The following is a 19,385-nucleotide window of genomic DNA, read 5'->3' as shown; positions in this document are numbered from 1 at the left end:
TCTCGAGATACTTGTCACCGAAAACAAACGAGAGTATTTTTATTGGTTTTCTCTCAAAACCGTGAGAACGGTGACAGCATTCTCTAGCGCCACCCTTTCAGCGGGTGGAAGAGAATAGCGGTGATGTTCACTGCTGCGCAATAACCTTATGGTTCTCTAAAGCAGCCCCTGCTCCAACCCTGCTCTTCTCTCTGGCATTAACTGTTTTAAAAAATCTCTATTTTTCAATGAGATATTGATAAAAAAAGCCCCTTCCCCTGCGCTTCCTCAGCACTCATTGACTGCCAATTTAGTTATGCAAATTTTGCATACCCTATGCAAATAATAGACTCAGAGCCGCATCGAAAAAATCTGCACCACGCGCACCAACCTTTTCTCGACCTGATTTTCAAGCAGCTCCTCAAGAGGGAGAGAAGTTGGCAAATGGGAGGCGCAGGTGGAGCCATGTGGCAAAGAAGGAGGCGGCTGCAACAATAAAAAAGCCTCGCTTTTAAACGAGGCCCATGGGAATTCAGTGTCAGCAAGTTAGGGACAATTCGCGGTGCCGCGTTCTATTTCGGCAAGTCTGCACGCGGATATTCACTAATCATCTGCGCAAGCGCCTTTTCATCTACCTGATCTTCTACCCGTGCCTTGCCAAGAGACTCCAGCAGCACCAGCCTGATACCGCCATCCAGCACTTTCTTGTCGTGTTTCATCAGCTCGATAAAGCGTTCAGCGCTCATATTAGTCGGCGCCTTGATCGGCAGGTGAGCGGCGCCAAGTACCCGCTCAACGCGCTGTGCATCATCCTCACTAATATCACCGCATTGCTGCGACCATCTGGCCGCCATCGCCATGCCTGTACTAATAGCCTCACCATGCAGCCAGTTGCCATACCCCTGGTGGGTTTCAATGGCGTGCCCAAAGGTGTGCCCCAGATTAAGCAGCGCGCGAACGTTCTGCTCGGTTTCATCCTCGGCGACAATCTCAGCCTTGATACGACAGCTAGTGATAATGGCGTGATCAAGTGCCGCGATATCCAGCGCCAGAAGTTCATCCATATGACTTTCCAGCCATGTCAGAAAGTCACTGTCACGAATAAAGCCATATTTGATGACCTCAGCCAGACCCGCCGAAAGCTGCCGCTGATCGAGCGTAGTGAGGGTATCTGTATCAATGATCACGGCACGGGGCTGCCAGAAGGCACCGATCATGTTTTTGCCGCGCGGGTGATTCACCCCGGTTTTCCCACCCACAGACGAATCCACCTGCGACAGCAGCGTGGTAGGCATCTGAATAAAGCCGATGCCGCGCTGATAGCTGGCCGCAGCAAAGCCGGCCATATCCCCCACCACACCGCCGCCAAGCGCAATAATGGTGGCCCGCCGGTTGAATCCAGCGGCCATCAGGGCATCCCAGATTTTTTCGAGGTACTCGATGGATTTGTACTGTTCTCCGTCAGGCAGTATCACTTCCGCCACCTGATAATCACCCAACTGCGCCTTGAGCCGATCAAGATAGAGCGATGCAATGGTTTCGTTGGTAACGATCATTACCTGACGACCGGCGAAGTGCCGAGTATAAAGCTCAGGCGCTTCAATCAGACCCGCGCCTGCATGAATGGGATAACTACGTGAACCAAGCTCGACCGTCAGGGTTTGCATTCCATAACCTCTAGTGTGAAACGAATTTTATAGCGCTGGAGCCTTCAACAATACAAACGCACATGGGAGGAGCAGCGCTAGACCAGTGAGCGTTCGCGCTGCCCCATTTGACGCTTGATTTCGGTTACCACGCCCCGTGGCCCGCGGCGCTCGGTATTGATAATCACATGAGCCGCCTCTCTATATAGCGGTTCGCGCTCGGTCATGAGCTGGCGCAGCCTGGCCGCTGGATCAGCACACTGAAGAAGCGGACGATTGCGATCCTTGGCGGTACGCTTGATCTGGTGAGCCACCGAGGTTTTCAGGAAGATCACCAGCCCGCGCTGGTGCAACAATTCACGACTTCGCGGATGCGTCACCGCGCCTCCGCCTGTCGCCAGTACAATACCTGGCTGACGGGTAAGTTCGTCGATAACCGCTGCTTCGCGCTGGCGAAAGCCGCTCTCTCCTTCCAGATCAAATATCCATGGAATATTGCAGCCACAGCGTCGCTCTATTTCATGATCGCTATCAAAGAAGGGTCGCCCCAACTCGGCGGCCAACAGGCGGCCTATCGTACTTTTACCGGTGCCCATCGGGCCGACCAGAAATATATTGGGTGCCTCTTGCATGACATCACTACTCATTAGGGAGAATCTCCAGGCCGCGCGCAACGTCACCAGTTCGCACCTCAGTGCTATTGTGCTTCGCCCACTTCCTGCAAGGAATCCCTCTCTTGTTCGATGATACTGGGCGTAATAAATACCAGTAGTTCGACCTGCTCCTGAGCACGTCCTGCCGACGTAAAAAGCTTGCCGACGCCTGGAATATCACCAAGCCAGGGAATTTTGCTCAGGTTGCGGGCCTGTTCTTTGGTCAGGATACCGCCAAGTACTACTGTTTCGCCATTCTCGACCATGACTCGCGTGGCGATACGACTCGTATTGATTGCAGGAAGCCCGTTGAAGCGGTCGGCAGCGACGCTGTCATTTTGTACATCCACCGCCATTACCACGCTATTTTCCGAGGTGATATAAGGCGTGACGTTAAGCGCCAGCACCGCATCACGAAAAGAAGTGCTGGTCGATCCATACGAGCCTGCCTCCTGATACGGTACCTCCTGCCCCTGGCGGATGGATGCCTGCTCGCGATCAAGCGTCATGATACGCGGCTGCGACAGGGTATGACTGATGCCCTCCTGCTCCAGCGCGGTCAGTTCAAGCCCCAGCAATGTGTTTTTATCGAGAAAGCCCACTCCTGCCGTGCCTCCACGCGAGCCGCTGCCCCCCAGGTCGATGCCAATACCAAGGAAGGGGCCGTGACCATTATGCTCACCGCTACTGCCCGCGCGTGGCGTGCTGATAGCAGCACTGCCGCTGCCTCCTGCGCCGCCCCAGCGAATACCAAGCTGACGTGTTAATTGCTCACGGGCAATCACTATTTTCGCTTCTATCTGTACCTGACGCAGCGGATGATCCAATTGGGCAATAAGAGGTTCAATCTGTGCCAACCTGGCTTCGGTATCGCGCAGTACCAGCTGATTGGAGCGCTTGTCGAAGGTGATGCTGCCGCGTGACGACAGAAGTGCTCCGCCCTCCTTGCCTTTCAACACCTCAATGATGTCACTGCCATTGGCGTAGTTCAGCTTGACCACCTCGATAACCAGAGGATCGCGCTCATCTTCTGCAGGAACTTCAGCATTGCGCCTGGTGATTACCAGAGATTTTCCTACCTGATGGGCGGCAAGTGCATGGCTACGTAGCACCATATCCAGACCGTCGCGCCAGTAGGCATTTTCAAGATGTAGCGTAACGTCACCACTCAATTGTTCTTCAACAATCAGATCGACACCTCCCGCCGCCGCCAGCTCCAGCAAGGCTGCATGGGTAGGAAGCCGCTGAAAGTCAACGCTAACCCGCCCTTTCGCAACGTTCCCGCTCTTATCAAGGCGCGCTGTATCAGGCACCGGTTTGGCCTCGATACGTTGTACGGTTTCGCTACTGTTTTTCGGCGCGTCATCCACGATGGGCGTAAGCAGCACCTTCGCATGTAAGCCGTCACGTTTTATCTGCGCAAAATGAGGCACCGCCAGCCGTGCTACCACTTGAGCACCGCCCGGCACCGCTCCAGCCGATAGCTGCTTAAGCCCCCCTTGCCCTTCCTGCGTGAAATCAAGCTCCGTTCGCGCGCCGTTCATCCGTAGCAACATGCGCGTTGGCTGCCCCAGGGAGATCGCTTCAATCGCATCGGGAGGTGCATCAAAGGCAAGCGCGATCTCCAGCGCCCCGTCATGCTGCTGCCAGCGAACCTCTTCAAGGGTGGCACCGCGAGCACTTTCCATTCCCCCCAGAAACAACAGGAGAGCCACGATCAAAGCTTTCATGGCAGGCGCTCCCGAGACGCGGGCGCAAGCAGAAGCTGCTCGCGGTGTTGATCAGAAGTGCCCAGTTCCAGCCTTACCCCCTGAGGAGATATCGCTACGACCCTGGCAGCTTCTATACCTATCCGCTCACCAACCTGCACGCGATAGACATAGCCGCTGGCAGATTCGACAAGCGCAAAGTCACCTTTCACACCACGCCACCGCCCCCGAAATTGCAGGCTTCCTACAGGCTCAGCGGCCAGATCCCCACCCGCTTTTAGCGGAATCTCTTCCGGTGCGGCAGCCCCCTGCGTATCGCTTGCCAACTGGTGGACGAGTGCCGCGATGCGCACTTGCTGGGATTCAGCGCGGGCGACCAGTGCATCGTTATCAGCGGCGCTACCGGTAGCGGGCAGATCCCAGCGCAGGGTGAGCAAGAGCAGGTAACGCCCTTGCTGCCGGGCCTCAAGGCGATAGTCCGTGGAGTACCAGGCCCCTAGTTCACTGGATTCAAGCAGCAGTTGCACCAGTGCCGGCAGCTCGCCTTCCAGCGTCGTGGTTAAATAGCGAGTGCCGTTTTCATCAAACATCTCGGCCTGACGTATGTGTACCGCATGGGCGCGCGCCCGTTCCGCCAGCACATCGAGAGGCTGGGCAGGCATTGTAAGAGTGGGATCAAAAACCAGCTCGTCGCCCAAGGCCGCCTGTTTCAATGCAAGGTAGTGCTGATACAAGCGCTGCTGGGCATCGTGACGCTGAGTGGCAAGCTGTTCTGACTGAAAGACTGCGCGCCATACCGGAAGCTGCCGTGAGACGAGTAGCACCGAAGAGGCCAGCACCACCATCACGGCAGGCATCAGCACAAGGGCACCTTTCAGCCCTCGCGGCCATGACAATGGATCACGCCACTCCCACGCATGATCGACAAAAAGGCATCTAATCTGTCGGATTACTGCGCACTCTGATAGCCGCGCCGAAAGCCGTGATCGCCGCCCTACAAGCGTGCCGCTCATGGCTGCGACATCCGCGCAGATTCCGTGGCATCAGTGCCCTTACGGCGACTCAGGCGAATTCGCGTAAAGCCGCCGTCTTCCGCGCGATGATCGAGCACTTCGATAGCGGCGGAAGGTGACTGCTGCTGCCACTGATGGGCAATGGCGGATGCTTCGGCAAGCTCCATTCCCAGAGAAATTTCCCAGCCACCTTCGGCAAAGCGGATTTGTTTGAGGGCACTCAGCGCATTCATCTGCGTGGCGAGCGTAGACCACAGCAACAACTGGTTGTCCCGATAATCCACCCAGTGACCATAACGGATCGCATCCGCTTGCTGCTTGTGCTGTCGGGTTTCAAGGCGGCCCAGCTCTTCTCGCCACACAGCGTCGCCAAGCGTTGGCGCTTGCGCCTTATGAAGAGCCTCCTGGCGATACTCTCCAAACCAGGCAAGCATTGACGAGAGCACCACCATGACCAAACCGGCAGCAATAGCCATCAATGTTGCGCGCTTCACCAGGGTCATCACCACACGACGGCGAGCGCTGGAGCGCCACGCCAGCAAATTGACCTGCCGCACGTTCATTGCGCTGCCCCGATCATAAGGGAAGGCACCGAGACCGCATCGTTGGCAAGCGCAAACGGCACCACGAAGGAGTCATCCAGTGCAGCACATCGTGTCGCCATGCCCAGCGTGCGCGTCATAGCCAAGGGAGCAAAGCGCTGACCTGTTACCTGCGACAAGTGTGGCAAAGAGCAGCGCAGAGGTTCTCCTGCCAGTCGAATGACGCGCTCACTCTCTACCGCCCCCGCCTGATGCAAGAGTGCCGCAATAGAGAGCTGTTCCTGCTCAGCGCTATCGTCTCTCGCAGTAATAAAGAAGCTTTCGGTAGCGCGATCTGTGATCAGTTCATGACAACGCCCCCGCCGCCAGCACAGCCAGTCGTGTTCAAGGTAGAGCGCCATAGAAGCCAGCGCGACACTTTCAGGCACGACACGCAGCGCCGCTGAAGTAACACGAGATACTGCTGACGCCATGACACTTAGGCTGTTGCGGCGGCATACAATCAGGACACCACGTTTAAGATGGGCAGAAGCATCATCAGCGAGCAGATAAAAGTCATGGCAGACCTCAACGCCCAATTGATGCCCCAGCTGTTCAGCGCGGCTCGCTGCAAAGCGCTCCACATGCCTCGCCGAAACACCCGCAGGCACATCAAAGGGTTCACGCAATACGCGAGTACCGGCAATCGCGACCGTCACGCTATTCAAGGGGGCGCGCTGCTCATATTCGGCCAGCATTCCTGATAATTGCACAAGCTGCTGCATTTCATCATTTTCAGCCGTTACGCGGTCAGCTAGGCTAGAGAGGATTGAGCCGCCCCGGCAAGTGAGCAGCACCACGCTCATTTGGCGCTCCTCCAGCGCTACACCAAGATCACGGCGCAGGGAACCGGCACGCTTGAAACGGTGTCTGATGCTTTTGGTTAAAGAGCCGCCAAACGCTTGGTAACTATTACGCAACATGCTGACATGCTTTATCACTGGCTCCTCCACGGCACGCTACTTATAATGCGCGACTGTTTTCAGACTTTTTGCATCGACTCAACATCTCAGGCGATGGCGCCCGAGATGCGAATTACCTTACGTAACGCCCGCCCAGGTTGGGTTTGGCGGCGTTTCCCACCAGCGATGGGCTGTTTTGAATGAAGTTGATTAAACGCAGCATCTTTCACCTGTTCTGGCTGTGCGTATCCATTACGGCAGCCGTACTGCTGGCTGTTGTCGCAGTCAGTATCTACTTTTCGCCGAGCCTTCCTGACGTCAACGGATTGCAGCACTATCAATTGGCGACACCTCTGCGCATCTATACCGAGGATCACAAGCTGATCGGTGAGTATGGCGAGCAGCGGCGCAAGATCGTCAAATATGACCAGATTCCTTCTACGCTGGTGGACGCCTTCGTTTCCGCTGAAGACCAGGAGTTCTTCCATCACAACGGCATCGACCCCAAAGGGCTGGCGCGTGCCGCTGTCGAACTGGCTGGAAGCGGCGAAATACGCTCGGGCGGTAGTACCATCACCATGCAGGTGGCACGTAACTACCTGCTGACGCTCGACCAGACCTTCGCGCGCAAGATCAGGGAAATTCTGCTCGCGCTACAGATGGAGAGGATTCTGAGCAAACAGCAGATCTTCGAGCTGTATGTGAACAAGATTTACCTGGGCCAGGGCGCGTATGGCGCTGCCACTGCCGCCGAGGTCTATTTCGGCAAGTCACTCGACAAATTGACCCTGCCGGAAGCAGCTACCATTGCGGGGCTGCCCAAGGCACCTTCTACGCTGAACCCGATTGCCAACCCTGAGCGCTCACTGATCCGTCGTAACTGGATCCTCCTGCGCATGCGTGATCTCGGCTACATTGATGAAAATCAGTACAAGGAAGCGATCCAGGCACCCATCCATGTCCGCTCAGCGCACCGCCGCAATGAAGTAGAAGCACGCTATGTGGCTGAAATGGCACGTCAGTACGCGGTGTCCCGTTTTGGTCACAAGGCGTACACCGACGGCTATTCGATCACTACAACGCTGTCGAGCAAAGATCAGGAAAAAGCGCACACAGCACTGGTCGATGGATTGATCGCTTATGACGAGCGCCATGGCTGGCGTGGGGTTGAGCAGAAAAATATCGCGCCAACGCTGACACAGGCGAAGGGCGATACCAACCACCGTGGGCTGGAAGAAGAGCTTTCAGCATCGCCGGAAGTGGCTGAAACGGCCCATCAGGCGGCGGAGCGCAGTTCAACCCGTATTGAAGGCATTGATGAAGATGTTTCCAACTGGGTCAACGTATTGCGTGGCACGCCAGCACTTGGCCCTCTCGAACCCGCTATCGTGGTAAGCAGCCAGGGTCAGCAGATGCGTGTACTAAGACGCAACGGCGAGCTGGCCACCATTGCCTGGAGCGATCTGCGCTGGGCAGCACGCGGCAGCAGCTCGGCTTCGCGCATTGCGTCACGCGGCGACATGGTGCGCATCATGCAGCGCGGTTCCGGTGACAACACGCGCTGGCGTTTGGCGCAGGTACCTACGGCTGAAGCGGCCATCGTGGTGCTTGACCCCAATAATGGCGCGATTCGTGCACTTCAGGGCGGCTTTAGCTTCTCGAAATCAAGCTTTAACCGTGCCACTCAGGCACGCCGCCAGCCCGGCTCCACATTCAAGCCGTTCATCTATCTGTCAGCGCTGGAAAATGGCGGCATGACGCCTGCAACCGTGGTCAACGACGCACCTATCGTGCAGGCGCAGGCAGGCGGCAAGAACTGGCGCCCCGAAAACGACAACATGAGCTTCAATGGCCCCACTCGTTTGCGGGTTGGCCTATACCGTTCGCGTAACCTGGTCACCATTCGTGCCTTGAACTCGACCGGTATCAATAAAACGCTCGATATGCTGGTCAATATGGGCTTCTCTCGCAGCCAGCTGCCCGACGGGCTATCGCTGGCGCTGGGTAGCGCCTCGCTGACGCCGCTTGAGATGGCGCGTGGCTACGCCGAGATTGCCAATGGCGGTTTCAAGGTGGTGCCGTGGTATATCAGCAAGATCACTCAGGGTGATAATACCCGCGACAATATTCTGAATGAGCCGACCCCGCCGGTCGCCTGCCGCGATTGCGATGAAGGTACTACCAGTGTTGAGATTGATGGCCGCACCTACCCCGTTGCCGAACGCATCGCCGATCCTGCCTCTATCTACCAGATTCAGGACATGATGAAAGATGTTATTCGCCGAGGTACTGGCCGTCGCGCCCTTCAGCTTGGCCGTGATGACCTGGCCGGCAAGACAGGTACTTCCAACGACCGTCGTGATGCCTGGTTCTCGGGCTTCAACTCAGGTCTGGTATCGACCGTGTGGGTGGGTAACGACAACAACACCAGCGTGCGTGAATTTGGTGCTCAGGCCGCCCTGCCCATTTGGATGCAGTTCATGGGGCAAGCGTTGCAAGGTGTGCCTAGCCAGAATCCACCGCAGCCCAGCAATATCGTGACGCGCCGCATTGATCCTCAATCAGGGTTACTGCTCCGCGATGGCTCTCCGGGCGGTATTCCCGAGATATTCCGCAGCGATAACCTGCCGGGGTATCAGCAGCCATCGGTCAGTCCTGACCTTGAGGACAGATCAGGTTCTCAGGGAACCGGATCCTATGACTCGATCTTCTGATCACGCCACTAAAGCGCCGGGGCCTTCAAGGTGCCGGCGCTCTGCTTTTCGCGCCCGTCTTGCTCCCGGGCTACTGCTGCTATTGTCAGGAAGCCTTCATAGCGAGGCGTGGGGCGATATCATCAGGGATTACGACATCCCTACCGGCAGTGGTGCCAATAGCGGCACCTACAACGGCAACTACTCGCCCATCGCCGACTTCTCCACCTTTGTACCGCCCCAAAACAGCGACGAGCTGTTCAAGGGGAGCGTGCAGTTTGGCCTAACGGCGGCCAGCGGTAATGACACCACCCACACTCTCAATGGCCGTGCCGATCTGAATTGGTACAATCGCCCGTGGTCATACAATCTTTATGCTTACGCCTACAACTCGGCCAACAAGAATGAAACCACCGCCGAGCACTACGTAGGTGCGGCGCGCACGCGCTATGACCTCAACGATGACAGCTATCTGTTCAGTCAGCTTCGTCTTACCGTTGACCGTTTCAGCGGTTATTCCAATCAGCTTGCGCTAGCGGGGGGTTATGGACGTCAGCTACTGAAGAGCGAGCACCAGAACCTGTCCATCGACATGGGGCCAGGAATACGCCGCGATGTGCTGAGATACGGCCCGACCAAATACCGCGCCCTGGGCTATCTGGGCTTTGATTACACTTACGCCTTCACTGAGACCGCAAGCTTCGAGCAGCGTGCTTCTGCGGAAGCGGCAGGCAATGGTGTCACCATGCGCACCGAATCATCGCTCAAGCTGGGAATGAGCGAAAAGCTCAACCTGCGCCTGGCCTATCTGATCAACTACACCACTAACCCGCCCCCCAACGCGCAATACACCACCGATACCACTACCCTGATCAATCTGGAATACGCGCTCTAGGTGCTTGGCTGCCTACCCTCGACTCATAGCGAGAGACTGGATGCACGCTGTGTCTCAATGCAGGGATCAGTGAGTTCGGTACCGAAATACAAAGGAGTTGGAGAGAGTAAACCGGCAGGATGAGCCGTCTATGGCGGTGACCACATTTTCTTCAGGCAAATAAAAAGCTCCGCACAGGGCGGAGCTTTGAGTACAGCCGCTCGGAAGACCCGAGCGCAGTAATCAGGAACGCTTCATCGCAGCGCCGAAACGCTTGTTGAAACGTTCTACACGACCACCAGTGGTCGCCTGTTTCTGCTTGCCAGTGTAGAACGGGTGGCAGTTGGAACATACGTCCAGGTTGAAGTCTTCGTTGGACGTAGTGTGAACGTCAAACTTGGCACCGCAAGAGCAGCTAGCGGAAACAGTGTTGTATTCGGGATGGATCGACGCTTTCATGAGAAACCTCGCAAAGCATGCCGCTGCCTGATCAAGTTGAATGCGCGGAATGATCGTCGCGCCTTGCCAGGTACCGCATACAGAATAGAAGATAGAGATACTCTGCACCGGCGGTGATCATGCAATGGCTTGCCACCGGACGAGAGCCGCATATTCTAGCAGCACATTTGTATCGAGGCCAATTCTTGTCATACGCCCCTTCAGCGACGCCCTCCGGCAGCTTCTCCAGCACTCCGCCCATCCTGCGCGTCGCCGTGTCTTCACCGCTCAGAAAGCTATTTGACTATGTGCCCGGCCAGGAAGCGCCCGAAGGGGGCTGGGTAGCCGGCGTCAGAGTGCGGGTGCCCTTCGGTAAACGCGAAGTAGTGGGCATCGTTGCAGAAGTGGCCTCTGACAGCGAGTGGCAGCGCGACAAGCTCAAGCAGGTCGTGGAGCTGATTGATCGCACGCCGCTGCCCGCACAGTGGCTATGGCTGTGCCAATTCACGGCGCGCTACTACCAGCATTCGCTGGGCGACACCTTCGCTCAAGCGATGCCAGTACTGCTACGCCAGGGGCGTCCATTGGAGGCACGCACTCGCGAGCGCTGGCGCTGTACCGACAAGGGCCGCGTCATTACCGATGCTGAAATGGGGCGTGCGCGCAAGCAGGCGGAGCTACTGGAAGTTCTTCGCCAGCACCCCGGCGGCGTGGTCACCTCAGCTATTCTGGCCCACGGTTTTAGCCGAGATCAGCTTGATCGCTTAACCAGCAAGGGCCTGATTACGGCGACTTCAGAACCTCTCACCTGCGCTGAACCTGGCACGGGGCCAGTGCTGGCGGAGCCTTCTCTTACGCTTAATCGCGAGCAAGGAAGTGCGCTGGCGGCACTAAGCCAACAGCTCGGCACCTTTGCCCCCGCCCTGCTGCATGGAGTTACCGGCAGCGGCAAAACCGAAATTTACCTGCAACTGATCGAAGCGGTGCTTGCGCGCGGCCAGCAGGCGCTGGTGCTGGTGCCTGAAATTGGTCTGACGCCGCAAACTCTACAGCGCTTCAAGCGACGCTTTAACGTACCGGTTGCGATGCTGCATTCAGGGGTGAGCGATGGCGATCGGCTCGATGCCTGGGAAGCGGCTCGTGCGGGGCGTGCACGCGTCGTGATTGGCACCCGTTCTGCCATCTTCACGCCGATGGCGAAGCTGGGAGCCATCATTATTGATGAAGAGCACGACACCTCCTTCAAGCAGCAGGACAGCCTGCGCTATCACGCCCGTGATCTGGCGCTGGTGCGCGCCCATCGCGAGCAGGTACCGGTAGTGCTGGGTAGTGCTACCCCTTCTCTGGAAACACTGGCGCACGCCTTGGAGGGGCGCTATCTGCACCTGAAACTGATCCAGCGTGCAGCCAATGCCAGCTTTGCCAACCTGGAGCTTACCGATATTCGCGTCAAACAGCGGCGCGGTGGCCTGGGGGAAGATGCCATGCAGGCCATTGAGCAACATCTGGCGCAACAGCATCAGGTACTGGTATTTATCAACCGGCGAGGGTTTGCTCCCACCCTTTCCTGCCATCAGTGCGGCCATATCTTCGATTGTCCCAACTGCGATGCCCATATGACCCTGCATCGCTCCCCTCCCCAGCTGGTATGCCACCACTGCGAGCACGTAACGCCGCTGCCCGACGCCTGCCCTAGCTGTGCCAGCGGCGATCTGCGCCCATTGGGCAGCGGCACCGAGCGTACTGAAGAGACGCTTGCCGCGCGCTTCAGCACTACGCGCATTCTGCGTATCGACCGCGACAGCACGCGGCGCAAGGGCGCCATGGACGATGCGCTGGCCGATATCAGAAGCGGCGAACCCTGTATTTTGGTAGGCACCCAAATGCTGGCCAAGGGGCACCACTTCCCCCACGTAACGCTGGTGGTCGTCGTCAATGCCGATGGCGGTCTTTACGGCAGTGACTTCAGAGCCCTTGAGCAGAGCGCCCAGCTACTCACCCAGGTGGCCGGACGTGCCGGACGTGGTGCTCGCCCCGGGCGTGCGCTGATTCAAACCATGCACCCCGATGACCCTAACCTGCGACTGCTTGCCAACGAAGGCTACGACGCACTGGCGCTACAGCTACTTGAAGAGCGCCGCAGCGCACGGCTGCCACCCTACCGTTTTCTCGCCTTGCTGCGCGCAGAAGGTGCCCAGCAGACAGTGGTCGAAACCCTGCTCTCAGAAGCCAGCCAGCAACTTCGCCAGTGGCTGGGGCATCAATCCCTCGCCGTGGATTGTCTGGGGCCGGTGCCAGCCCCCATGGAGCGCCGCCAGAATCGCTATCACGCGCAACTGATGCTGCAAAGCGACAAACGCAGTTTGCTCCACACCGCCACCGACTGGCTGATCCAGTGGCTTGAAAGTGCCCCCGACGCCCGTCGCGTCAGGTGGTCAATCGACATTGACCCCATCACTCTGGGCTAATCCCGTCAGGACTTGAGAGCACCGCAGCGCTGGCCCATAATAGCCAGCTTCATAGCATTTCCACCTCTTGTCGCGCCCTTCCGGTATAGCGGTTCGGCAGCGCACTCAGCCCAATAATGGTTTTTCTCTCATGAAAGAAACGCTCCTTGAGCTACTGAATCACGCCCTCGCAACGCTCAAGAGTGAGGGGCTGCTACCTGCCGACCATGCAGTAGATATCCGCATTGATGCTACGCGCGACAAGTCCCACGGCGACTACGCAACCAACCTTGCGCTGGTGCTGGCGAAACCTGCCGGCAAGCCGCCCCGCGAGATTGCCGAAGCCCTGGTCAAGGCGCTGCCAGACTCTGCCGCCGTCGAGAAGGTAGAGATCAAAGGCCCTGGCTTTATCAACTTTTTCGCGGCCACCTCGGCAGCGGCTGAAATCATCAAGCGAGTGCTGAGCGAAGGGGAAACCTTTGGCCGCAGCCACCACGGTCAGGGCGAAAAGGTACAGATCGAATTTGTTTCGGCCAATCCCACCGGCCCGCTGCACGTAGGCCATGGGCGTGGCGCCGTAGTGGGCGACTGTATTGCACGCTTGCTGGACGCCACCGGCTATCAGGTTACCAAAGAGTTCTACTACAACGATGCCGGTGCCCAGATCGTCAATCTGGAGCGTTCGGTCTCGGCGCGCATCAAGGGCCTTGAACCCTCCGATCCGGCATGGCCTGAAGATGGCTACCGCGGTGAATACATCAAGGAGATCGCGCGCGACTACATGCAGGGCGTTACCGTTCGCGCCGATGATCGCGAAGTAACTGCCAAGGCAGATCCTGACGATAGCAAGGCGGTCAGCGACTTCGCCGTGGCCTATTTGCGCCGCGAGCAGGATCTCGACCTGAAAGCGTTCGACGTTAAATTCGATGTCTATTTCCTTGAATCATCGCTCTACAGCGAAGGCAAGGTAGAAAAAACGGTAGAACGTCTGGTCGCCAACGGTCACACCTATGAAGCCGACGGCGCACTATGGCTGCGCACCACCGATTTCGGTGATGACAAGGATCGCGTCATGAGAAAGCGCGATGGCTTCTACACCTACTTCCTGCCCGATGTTGCGTACCATCTGGACAAATGGCAGCGCGGCTTCACCACCGTTATTGATGAACAGGGCGCCGATCACCACTCCACCGTGACGCGGGTACGTGCAGGGCTACAGGCTCTGGATGCGGGCATTCCCAAGGGCTGGCCTGAATATGTGCTGCACCAGATGGCGATGGTGGTGCGCGATGGCAAGGAGGTCAAACTCTCCAAGCGTGCCGGTAGCTACGTTACCCTGCGTGATCTGATCGACGAAGTGGGTCGTGACGCTACCCGCTACTTCCTGGTGGCGCGCAAGGTGGATTCACAGCTCACCTTCGATATCGACCTGGCGCTGGCACAGTCCAACGACAACCCGGTGTACTACCTTCAGTATGCTCACGCACGGCTATGCAGCGTGCTAAAACGGGCCGCTGAAAACGAGGTACCGTTTGATGAACAGATCGGCCTTGCTCATCTCGACCAGCTCACCGAGGAGCGCGAAAAGGATCTGCTCAACCGTCTTGCGGCCTACCCTGAACAGCTGGCACGCGCGGCGAGTGCCCGCGAGCCGCACCAGATTGCGCAATACCTGCAAGAACTTGCGTCGGACTTCCACTCCTTCTATAACGCTGTCAAGGTAATGACAGACGACGAGTTTCAGCGTAATGCGCGCCTGGCGCTCTGCCTGGCGGTGCGTCAGGTCTTGTTCAACGGTTTGAATCTGCTGGGCCTGGGTGCTCCGGAGGAGATGTAATGCCACCACGCCAATCCAATCAGGGGCGTCGTCCCAGTCAGGCACAGCAGCAGCGCCGTGCCAATGGTGGAAATCAGCGCAATGGCGCGCACCGTGGTGCTTCTCAGCGCTCCGGTAGCGGCTGGCGTATTCCGGGCTGGGCGTGGATCATCATTGGATTGGCGGTCGGTGTGATCGCCACTAAAGTGCTGATGGGCGGCTCTAACTCCAGCGATCATAGCGATGATGCCGCCATCGTGACGCGCCCCACGCCTCCGGCAGAACAGCAGCAGTCACAGGCCAGCGGCAGTTCCGCCAATGCGCAGGGCGACTCTGACAGCGATGAGCAGCAGGACGATGACCAGAACAGTACCAACGCTCCGCAGCAGGAAGCAGAGAAGGATCGTATGCCTTCTTTCGAATTCTATACGCTGCTGCCGAAATCTGAGGTGATTGCCCCCTCCGATCCTCAAGGCGATGACACCACCATCAGTACCCCGCCGCCAGCACCGGCCAAAAAGCGCGCGAATAGCGACCAGGCCGCTAATGCCAATAACAGCAGCACCCGCCAGCAGCCTGCGGAAACCAGCAGTAGCAGTAACAATAGCCAGCAGCAGCCATCCTCCGATCTTGGCGGCGCTCGCTATCTGCTCCAGGCCGCGTCCTACCGCAGTCGCTCTGATGCCGACACCATGGCGGGCAAGTTCCGCGATCTCGGGCTGGTGACGCAAGTATCACAGGTCAAAACCGGTGATGGCACCACCTGGTATCGGGTACAGGCCGGGCCTTACAGCACCTCCGCCGAACTGTCACGCGCTCGTGATCTGATGAAAACCCGCGGCATTGAGCCGCTCACCCTGCGCCAACGCTAATGGGCAGCCGCTATGCCGGAGAGCGATACATTTCGTAAAAGCGATCAAAACGCACCTCCAGCCCTGTTCGCCACAGAAGCGGCCGGGCTTGAGTGGCTGGCCGCAGCGCAAGGGGCGCGGGTTGCCCGTGTCATTGCGCATAACGCGACATCGCTTGAGATAGAACGCATCACTTCAGGGAATGCCGATCGTGCCAAAGCCAGCGCCTTCGGCACAGCGCTGGCAGCCACCCATGCTGCCGGTGCTCCAAACTTTGGCGCCAAACCTCCCCATGCACCCGGGCCACACGGCTTTATCGGCCCCACTGGCTCGCCTCTTCCCATGGCTTACGGTGAATGGTCATGCTGGGGCGACTTTTTTGCTGAAGCACGCCTCCTTCCCTACCTGCGCATGGCGCGCGATCATGGATCAATCACCGCTGCTGACAGCCAGACCATCGAACGAGTGGCGGCGCGGCTTACAGCCGGTGATTTCAATGATGATCTGACACCCGCGCGCATTCATGGTGATCTATGGAGCGGCAATCTACTGTGGAGTCGTGACGAGGCTGTATTGATTGATCCTGCTGCCCACGGCGGTCATCCGCTGGATGATCTGGCGATGCTCGGGGTGTTTTCAGCTCCCTTTATCGAGGATATCTACACGGGGTACGAGCAGCATCGCGCTCTCCCCGACGAGTGGCGTCAGCGGCTTCCGCTCCATCAGCTCTACCCGTTGCTGGTACATGCAGTGCTGTTTGGCGACAGCTACGGCACCGCCGCCGCACGCATAGCGCGACGCTTTATTTAGCGCCCTTGTGCATCACCATCTGGCGGCATCATCCCCTTCTTCCCGCATGTCCCTCTCTTGATTTCCCACTTCGCTGCCCACACCTAGCTTCAAGTAACGCATTGCAGAAGCAGCATGCTTCGCAACTGCACGGCCCTATCGCAGCTTATCGCACGTCATCGCAGGCGGTAGTGCCAAATCATTCACCCCTTTGCTGGCTCAGCCCCTGGCGTGCCACCAAAGCAGATGAGAGAACCGCATGACCACGATTGTATCGGTGCGCCGTAATGGCCAGGTCGCGCTGGCCGGAGATGGCCAGGTATCGTTAGGCAATACTGTAATGAAGGGCAACGCGGCCAAGATTCGCCGCTTCCACAAGGGGCAGGTACTGGCGGGATTTGCAGGTGGTACCGCTGACGCCTTCACCCTCTTTGAACGTTTCGAAGCGCAGCTCGACAAGAATTCCGGCAACCTTACTCGCGCAGCTGTCGAACTGGCCAAGGAGTGGCGTACCGATCGCGCGCTGCGCAAGCTCGAAGCGATGCTCGTAGTGGCAGACAAGACAGCTTCACTAATCATCACCGGCACCGGCGATGTACTGGAGCCAGAGCACGGCATTGCCACCATCGGTTCAGGCGGCCAGTTCGCGCTGGCAGCGGCGCGCGGCATGCTTGAGAACACCGAGCTATCAGCGGCAGAGATTACCGAGAAGAGTCTGAGTATCGCGGCTGATATCTGCGTATTCACCAACCACAACATCAAACTGGAAGCGCTGGACTGATCCTATGGCACAAATGACCCCTCGCGAAATCGTAAACGCTCTCGATCAGCACATCGTCGGCCAGGCAGAAGCCAAACGTGCCGTTGCCATTGCGCTGCGTAACCGCTGGCGGCGCATGCAGCTGGATGATGATCTGCGCGGTGAAGTTACCCCGAAAAACATCCTGATGATCGGCCCGACCGGGGTAGGTAAAACCGAGATTGCCCGCCGTTTGGCAAAACTGGCAGGCGCGCCCTTCCTCAAGGTCGAAGCGACCAAGTTCACCGAAGTGGGCTACGTGGGCCGCGATGTTGAGTCGATCATCCGTGACCTGGTTGAGATGGCTATCAAACTGGTACGCGATCAGGCCAAGGATGAGGTAAAAAACAAGGCCGAAGATCAGGCCGAAGAGCGCATTCTCGACGCGCTACTGCGCCCCGCACGCGGCTCTGAATACGACAGCGGCAGCAGCAAGGACAACTCCACTCGCCAGGTATTTCGCAAAAAGCTGCGTGAAGGCGAGCTGGACGACAAAGAGATCGAAATCGACGTGACTCCTGCTGGGCAGAACATGGAAATCATGACCCCGCCCGGCATGGAAGAGATGGCCAGCCAGCTGCAAAACATGTTCTCCAACATGAACAAGCAGCAGACCGAGTCGCGCAAACTGACCGTCAAGGAAGCACGCAAGCTGCTGATTGATGAAGAAGCCGGCAAGCTGGTCAGCGAGGATGATCTCAAAAGCCGCGCTATCGAGGCCGTTGAGCAAAACGGTATCGTCTTCCTCGACGAGATCGACAAGGTAGCCAAGGGCGGTAATAACGCCAGCGGCGGAGATGTTTCGCGGGAAGGCGTACAGCGTGACCTGCTGCCGCTGATCGAGGGTTCCACCGTATCGACCAAATACGGCATGGTGAAGACCGATCACATCCTCTTCATCGCCTCCGGTGCTTTCCATCTGTCGAAGCCGTCGGACCTGATCCCTGAGTTGCAGGGCCGTTTGCCCATCCGTGTTGAACTGAATGCGTTAACGCCGGAAGACTTCGAGCGTATTCTCAAGGAGCCTTCGGCATCGCTGACCAAGCAGTACATCTCTCTGCTGGGCACCGATGGGCTGAAAATCAGCTTCACTGATGATGGTATCAAGCGCATCGCCGAGATTGCCTATCAGGTGAATGAAGGCACTGAAAATATCGGTGCTCGCCGCCTGCATACGGTCATGGAACGCCTGCTTGAACAGGCACTGTTCGAAGGCGGTGAAATGGAAGAGCAAACCATTGACGCAGCCTATGTGGACGAGCGTCTTGGCGAGCTTGCCCGTGATGAAGACCTTTCGCGCTTTATTCTCTAAGCCGAAACACTTCTGTCACATCAAACGCCCTGACAATGGTCAGGGCGTTTTCGTAGGCAACCGTTATTCTCTGCCAACATCCTGCGCCCTTGTTTCATTCGCGGCGGCGGACGTACCATAAACTCCCTGAAATTCACCGAAAGGATCACTTTGCATGGGCAAGAAACATCGTAAATCCCAACATGTAGTGAACGACAACGCACTCAAGGCGGCGTTGAGAACACCGTTATTCAAACAGCGCATCGTCAAGCCGAAAAAAGGCAAGGGTGCCTACTCTCGCAAAGGAAGGGCGCCATCGCTAGTCGTTCTGCATATTGCTCTGGCTGCCTAACGATGGCGTCTTCCCTTTTCAACGATATCCATGCAAGGAACACCCGGTAATGTCTGATCCTCGCGAACGCTTCGACAGCGCCCCCCAGCAGCCTGCACCTGTACCAACACACGTTCATTACCACCGCGAACAGCGCCAGCTTGAGCTTGTCTACCACGCCGACGTGTTAGCCGAACATGGCGCCAGCGACGCCTTGGCAAGTGCCACTCGCGACGATCAGGAGCATGCGTATTTCACACTGCCCGTCGAGTTGCTGCGCGTTTTCTCACCTTCCGCCGAAGTGCGCGGCCATAGCCCTGACCAGGCAGTGCTGCAAACGGGCAAGCGTGATGTCACGCTGTTGAATATCGAGCCGGTGGGCAACTATGCGCTCAAGCTGTTTTTCGATGATGGGCACAACAGCGGCATCTATAGCTGGGCCTTCCTGTTTGAGCTGGCCATTCATCGCCATGACTGGTGGCAGCATTATCTGAAGGAGCTGGAAACCGCAGGCGCCTCGCGCGCGCCACTGGGTATTCAAATCAAGCAGCTCTGAGATCGTCTGGCGGCGGA

Annotated in this window: 17 protein-coding genes; 10 read left to right on the top strand and 7 right to left on the bottom strand. The window is 57.6% G+C overall.

What is annotated here, in order from left to right; translation table 11 throughout:
• Positions 1-551: 551 nt before the first annotated feature.
• The 6 genes from aroB to L881_RS0104085 all read right to left on the bottom strand — a co-directional run bounded on the left by aroB (position 552) and on the right by L881_RS0104085 (position 6,504).
• Entirely contained in the window at positions 552-1,646 is a 1,095-nt protein-coding gene (aroB, locus tag L881_RS0104110) for a 3-dehydroquinate synthase (protein ID WP_025732449.1), read from the bottom strand.
• Between the two features lie 77 nt (positions 1,647-1,723).
• The gene (aroK, locus tag L881_RS0104105) at positions 1,724-2,257 is read right to left on the bottom strand and encodes a shikimate kinase AroK (protein WP_025732448.1); all 534 of its coding nucleotides are present in this window, start codon (positions 2,255-2,257) and stop codon (positions 1,724-1,726) included.
• A gap of 65 nt (positions 2,258-2,322) precedes the next feature.
• On the bottom strand, positions 2,323-4,008 hold the full coding sequence (gene pilQ, locus L881_RS12810; RefSeq protein WP_025732447.1) for a type IV pilus secretin PilQ: 1,686 nt from the start codon (positions 4,006-4,008) through the stop codon (positions 2,323-2,325).
• The gene (locus L881_RS0104095) at positions 4,005-4,844 is read right to left on the bottom strand and encodes a pilus assembly protein PilP (RefSeq protein WP_245587932.1); all 840 of its coding nucleotides are present in this window, start codon (positions 4,842-4,844) and stop codon (positions 4,005-4,007) included. Before L881_RS0104095 ends, pilQ begins: the two co-directional genes overlap by 4 nt.
• A gap of 152 nt (positions 4,845-4,996) precedes the next feature.
• The gene (locus tag L881_RS0104090) at positions 4,997-5,563 is read right to left on the bottom strand and encodes a hypothetical protein (protein ID WP_025732445.1); all 567 of its coding nucleotides are present in this window, start codon (positions 5,561-5,563) and stop codon (positions 4,997-4,999) included.
• Positions 5,560-6,504, bottom strand: a complete 945-nt coding sequence (locus L881_RS0104085) for a hypothetical protein (protein WP_025732444.1) — start codon at positions 6,502-6,504, stop codon at positions 5,560-5,562. The genes L881_RS0104090 and L881_RS0104085 overlap by 4 nt, the downstream gene beginning before the upstream one ends.
• 179 nt (positions 6,505-6,683) lie before the next feature.
• Between L881_RS0104085 and L881_RS0104080 the strand changes: the two genes are divergently transcribed.
• Together L881_RS0104080 and L881_RS0104075 are read left to right on the top strand one after the other, a co-directional pair.
• Positions 6,684-9,197 (top strand): penicillin-binding protein 1A, encoded by a 2,514-nt coding sequence (locus L881_RS0104080; protein ID WP_025732443.1) that lies wholly within the window; start codon positions 6,684-6,686, stop codon positions 9,195-9,197.
• Positions 9,181-10,071, top strand: coding sequence for a DUF481 domain-containing protein (locus L881_RS0104075; protein WP_025732442.1), 891 nt, complete (start codon positions 9,181-9,183; stop codon positions 10,069-10,071). The genes L881_RS0104080 and L881_RS0104075 overlap by 17 nt, the downstream gene beginning before the upstream one ends.
• 222 nt (positions 10,072-10,293) lie before the next feature.
• Here the strand turns inward: L881_RS0104075 and rpmE are convergent, their stop codons facing one another.
• On the bottom strand, positions 10,294-10,509 hold the full coding sequence (rpmE, locus tag L881_RS0104070) for a 50S ribosomal protein L31 (RefSeq protein ID WP_025732441.1): 216 nt from the start codon (positions 10,507-10,509) through the stop codon (positions 10,294-10,296).
• Between the two features lie 119 nt (positions 10,510-10,628).
• Here rpmE and L881_RS0104065 point away from each other — a divergent pair, with 119 nt between their 5' ends.
• The 8 genes from L881_RS0104065 (at position 10,629) to L881_RS0104030 (ending at position 19,368) form a co-directional block, all read left to right on the top strand.
• Positions 10,629-12,956 (top strand): primosomal protein N', encoded by a 2,328-nt coding sequence (locus L881_RS0104065; RefSeq protein ID WP_025732440.1) that lies wholly within the window; start codon positions 10,629-10,631, stop codon positions 12,954-12,956.
• A 130-nt stretch (positions 12,957-13,086) separates the two neighbouring features.
• A complete protein-coding gene (gene argS / locus L881_RS0104060; RefSeq protein ID WP_025732439.1) occupies positions 13,087-14,772 on the top strand; it encodes an arginine--tRNA ligase in 1,686 nt (561 codons plus the stop codon).
• Positions 14,772-15,623: an SPOR domain-containing protein gene (locus L881_RS13360; protein ID WP_025732438.1), complete on the top strand. Its 852-nt coding sequence runs from the start codon at positions 14,772-14,774 to the stop codon at positions 15,621-15,623. The genes argS and L881_RS13360 overlap by 1 nt, the downstream gene beginning before the upstream one ends.
• A 12-nt stretch (positions 15,624-15,635) precedes the next feature.
• Complete coding sequence (locus tag L881_RS0104050) at positions 15,636-16,412, top strand: fructosamine kinase family protein (RefSeq protein ID WP_025732437.1); 777 nt, start codon at positions 15,636-15,638, stop codon at positions 16,410-16,412.
• Between the two features lie 238 nt (positions 16,413-16,650).
• Positions 16,651-17,172: an ATP-dependent protease subunit HslV gene (gene hslV, locus L881_RS0104045; protein WP_025732436.1), complete on the top strand. Its 522-nt coding sequence runs from the start codon at positions 16,651-16,653 to the stop codon at positions 17,170-17,172.
• Between the two features lie 4 nt (positions 17,173-17,176).
• Positions 17,177-18,502, top strand: a complete 1,326-nt coding sequence (gene hslU, locus L881_RS0104040; protein WP_025732435.1) for an ATP-dependent protease ATPase subunit HslU — start codon at positions 17,177-17,179, stop codon at positions 18,500-18,502.
• A 154-nt stretch (positions 18,503-18,656) separates the two neighbouring features.
• A complete protein-coding gene (gene arfA, locus L881_RS13535; RefSeq protein WP_084055389.1) occupies positions 18,657-18,833 on the top strand; it encodes an alternative ribosome rescue factor ArfA in 177 nt (58 codons plus the stop codon).
• A gap of 49 nt (positions 18,834-18,882) precedes the next feature.
• Positions 18,883-19,368 (top strand): gamma-butyrobetaine hydroxylase family protein, encoded by a 486-nt coding sequence (locus tag L881_RS0104030; protein WP_025732434.1) that lies wholly within the window; start codon positions 18,883-18,885, stop codon positions 19,366-19,368.
• Positions 19,369-19,385: the final 17 nt, after the last annotated feature.

Origin of the sequence: Carnimonas nigrificans ATCC BAA-78, assembly GCF_000526695.1 — a bacterium.
GTDB lineage: Bacteria > Pseudomonadota > Gammaproteobacteria > Pseudomonadales > Halomonadaceae > Carnimonas > Carnimonas nigrificans.
Note: the sequence above shows the minus strand (reverse complement) of the source record. Positions and strands in the feature narration are given on the sequence as shown.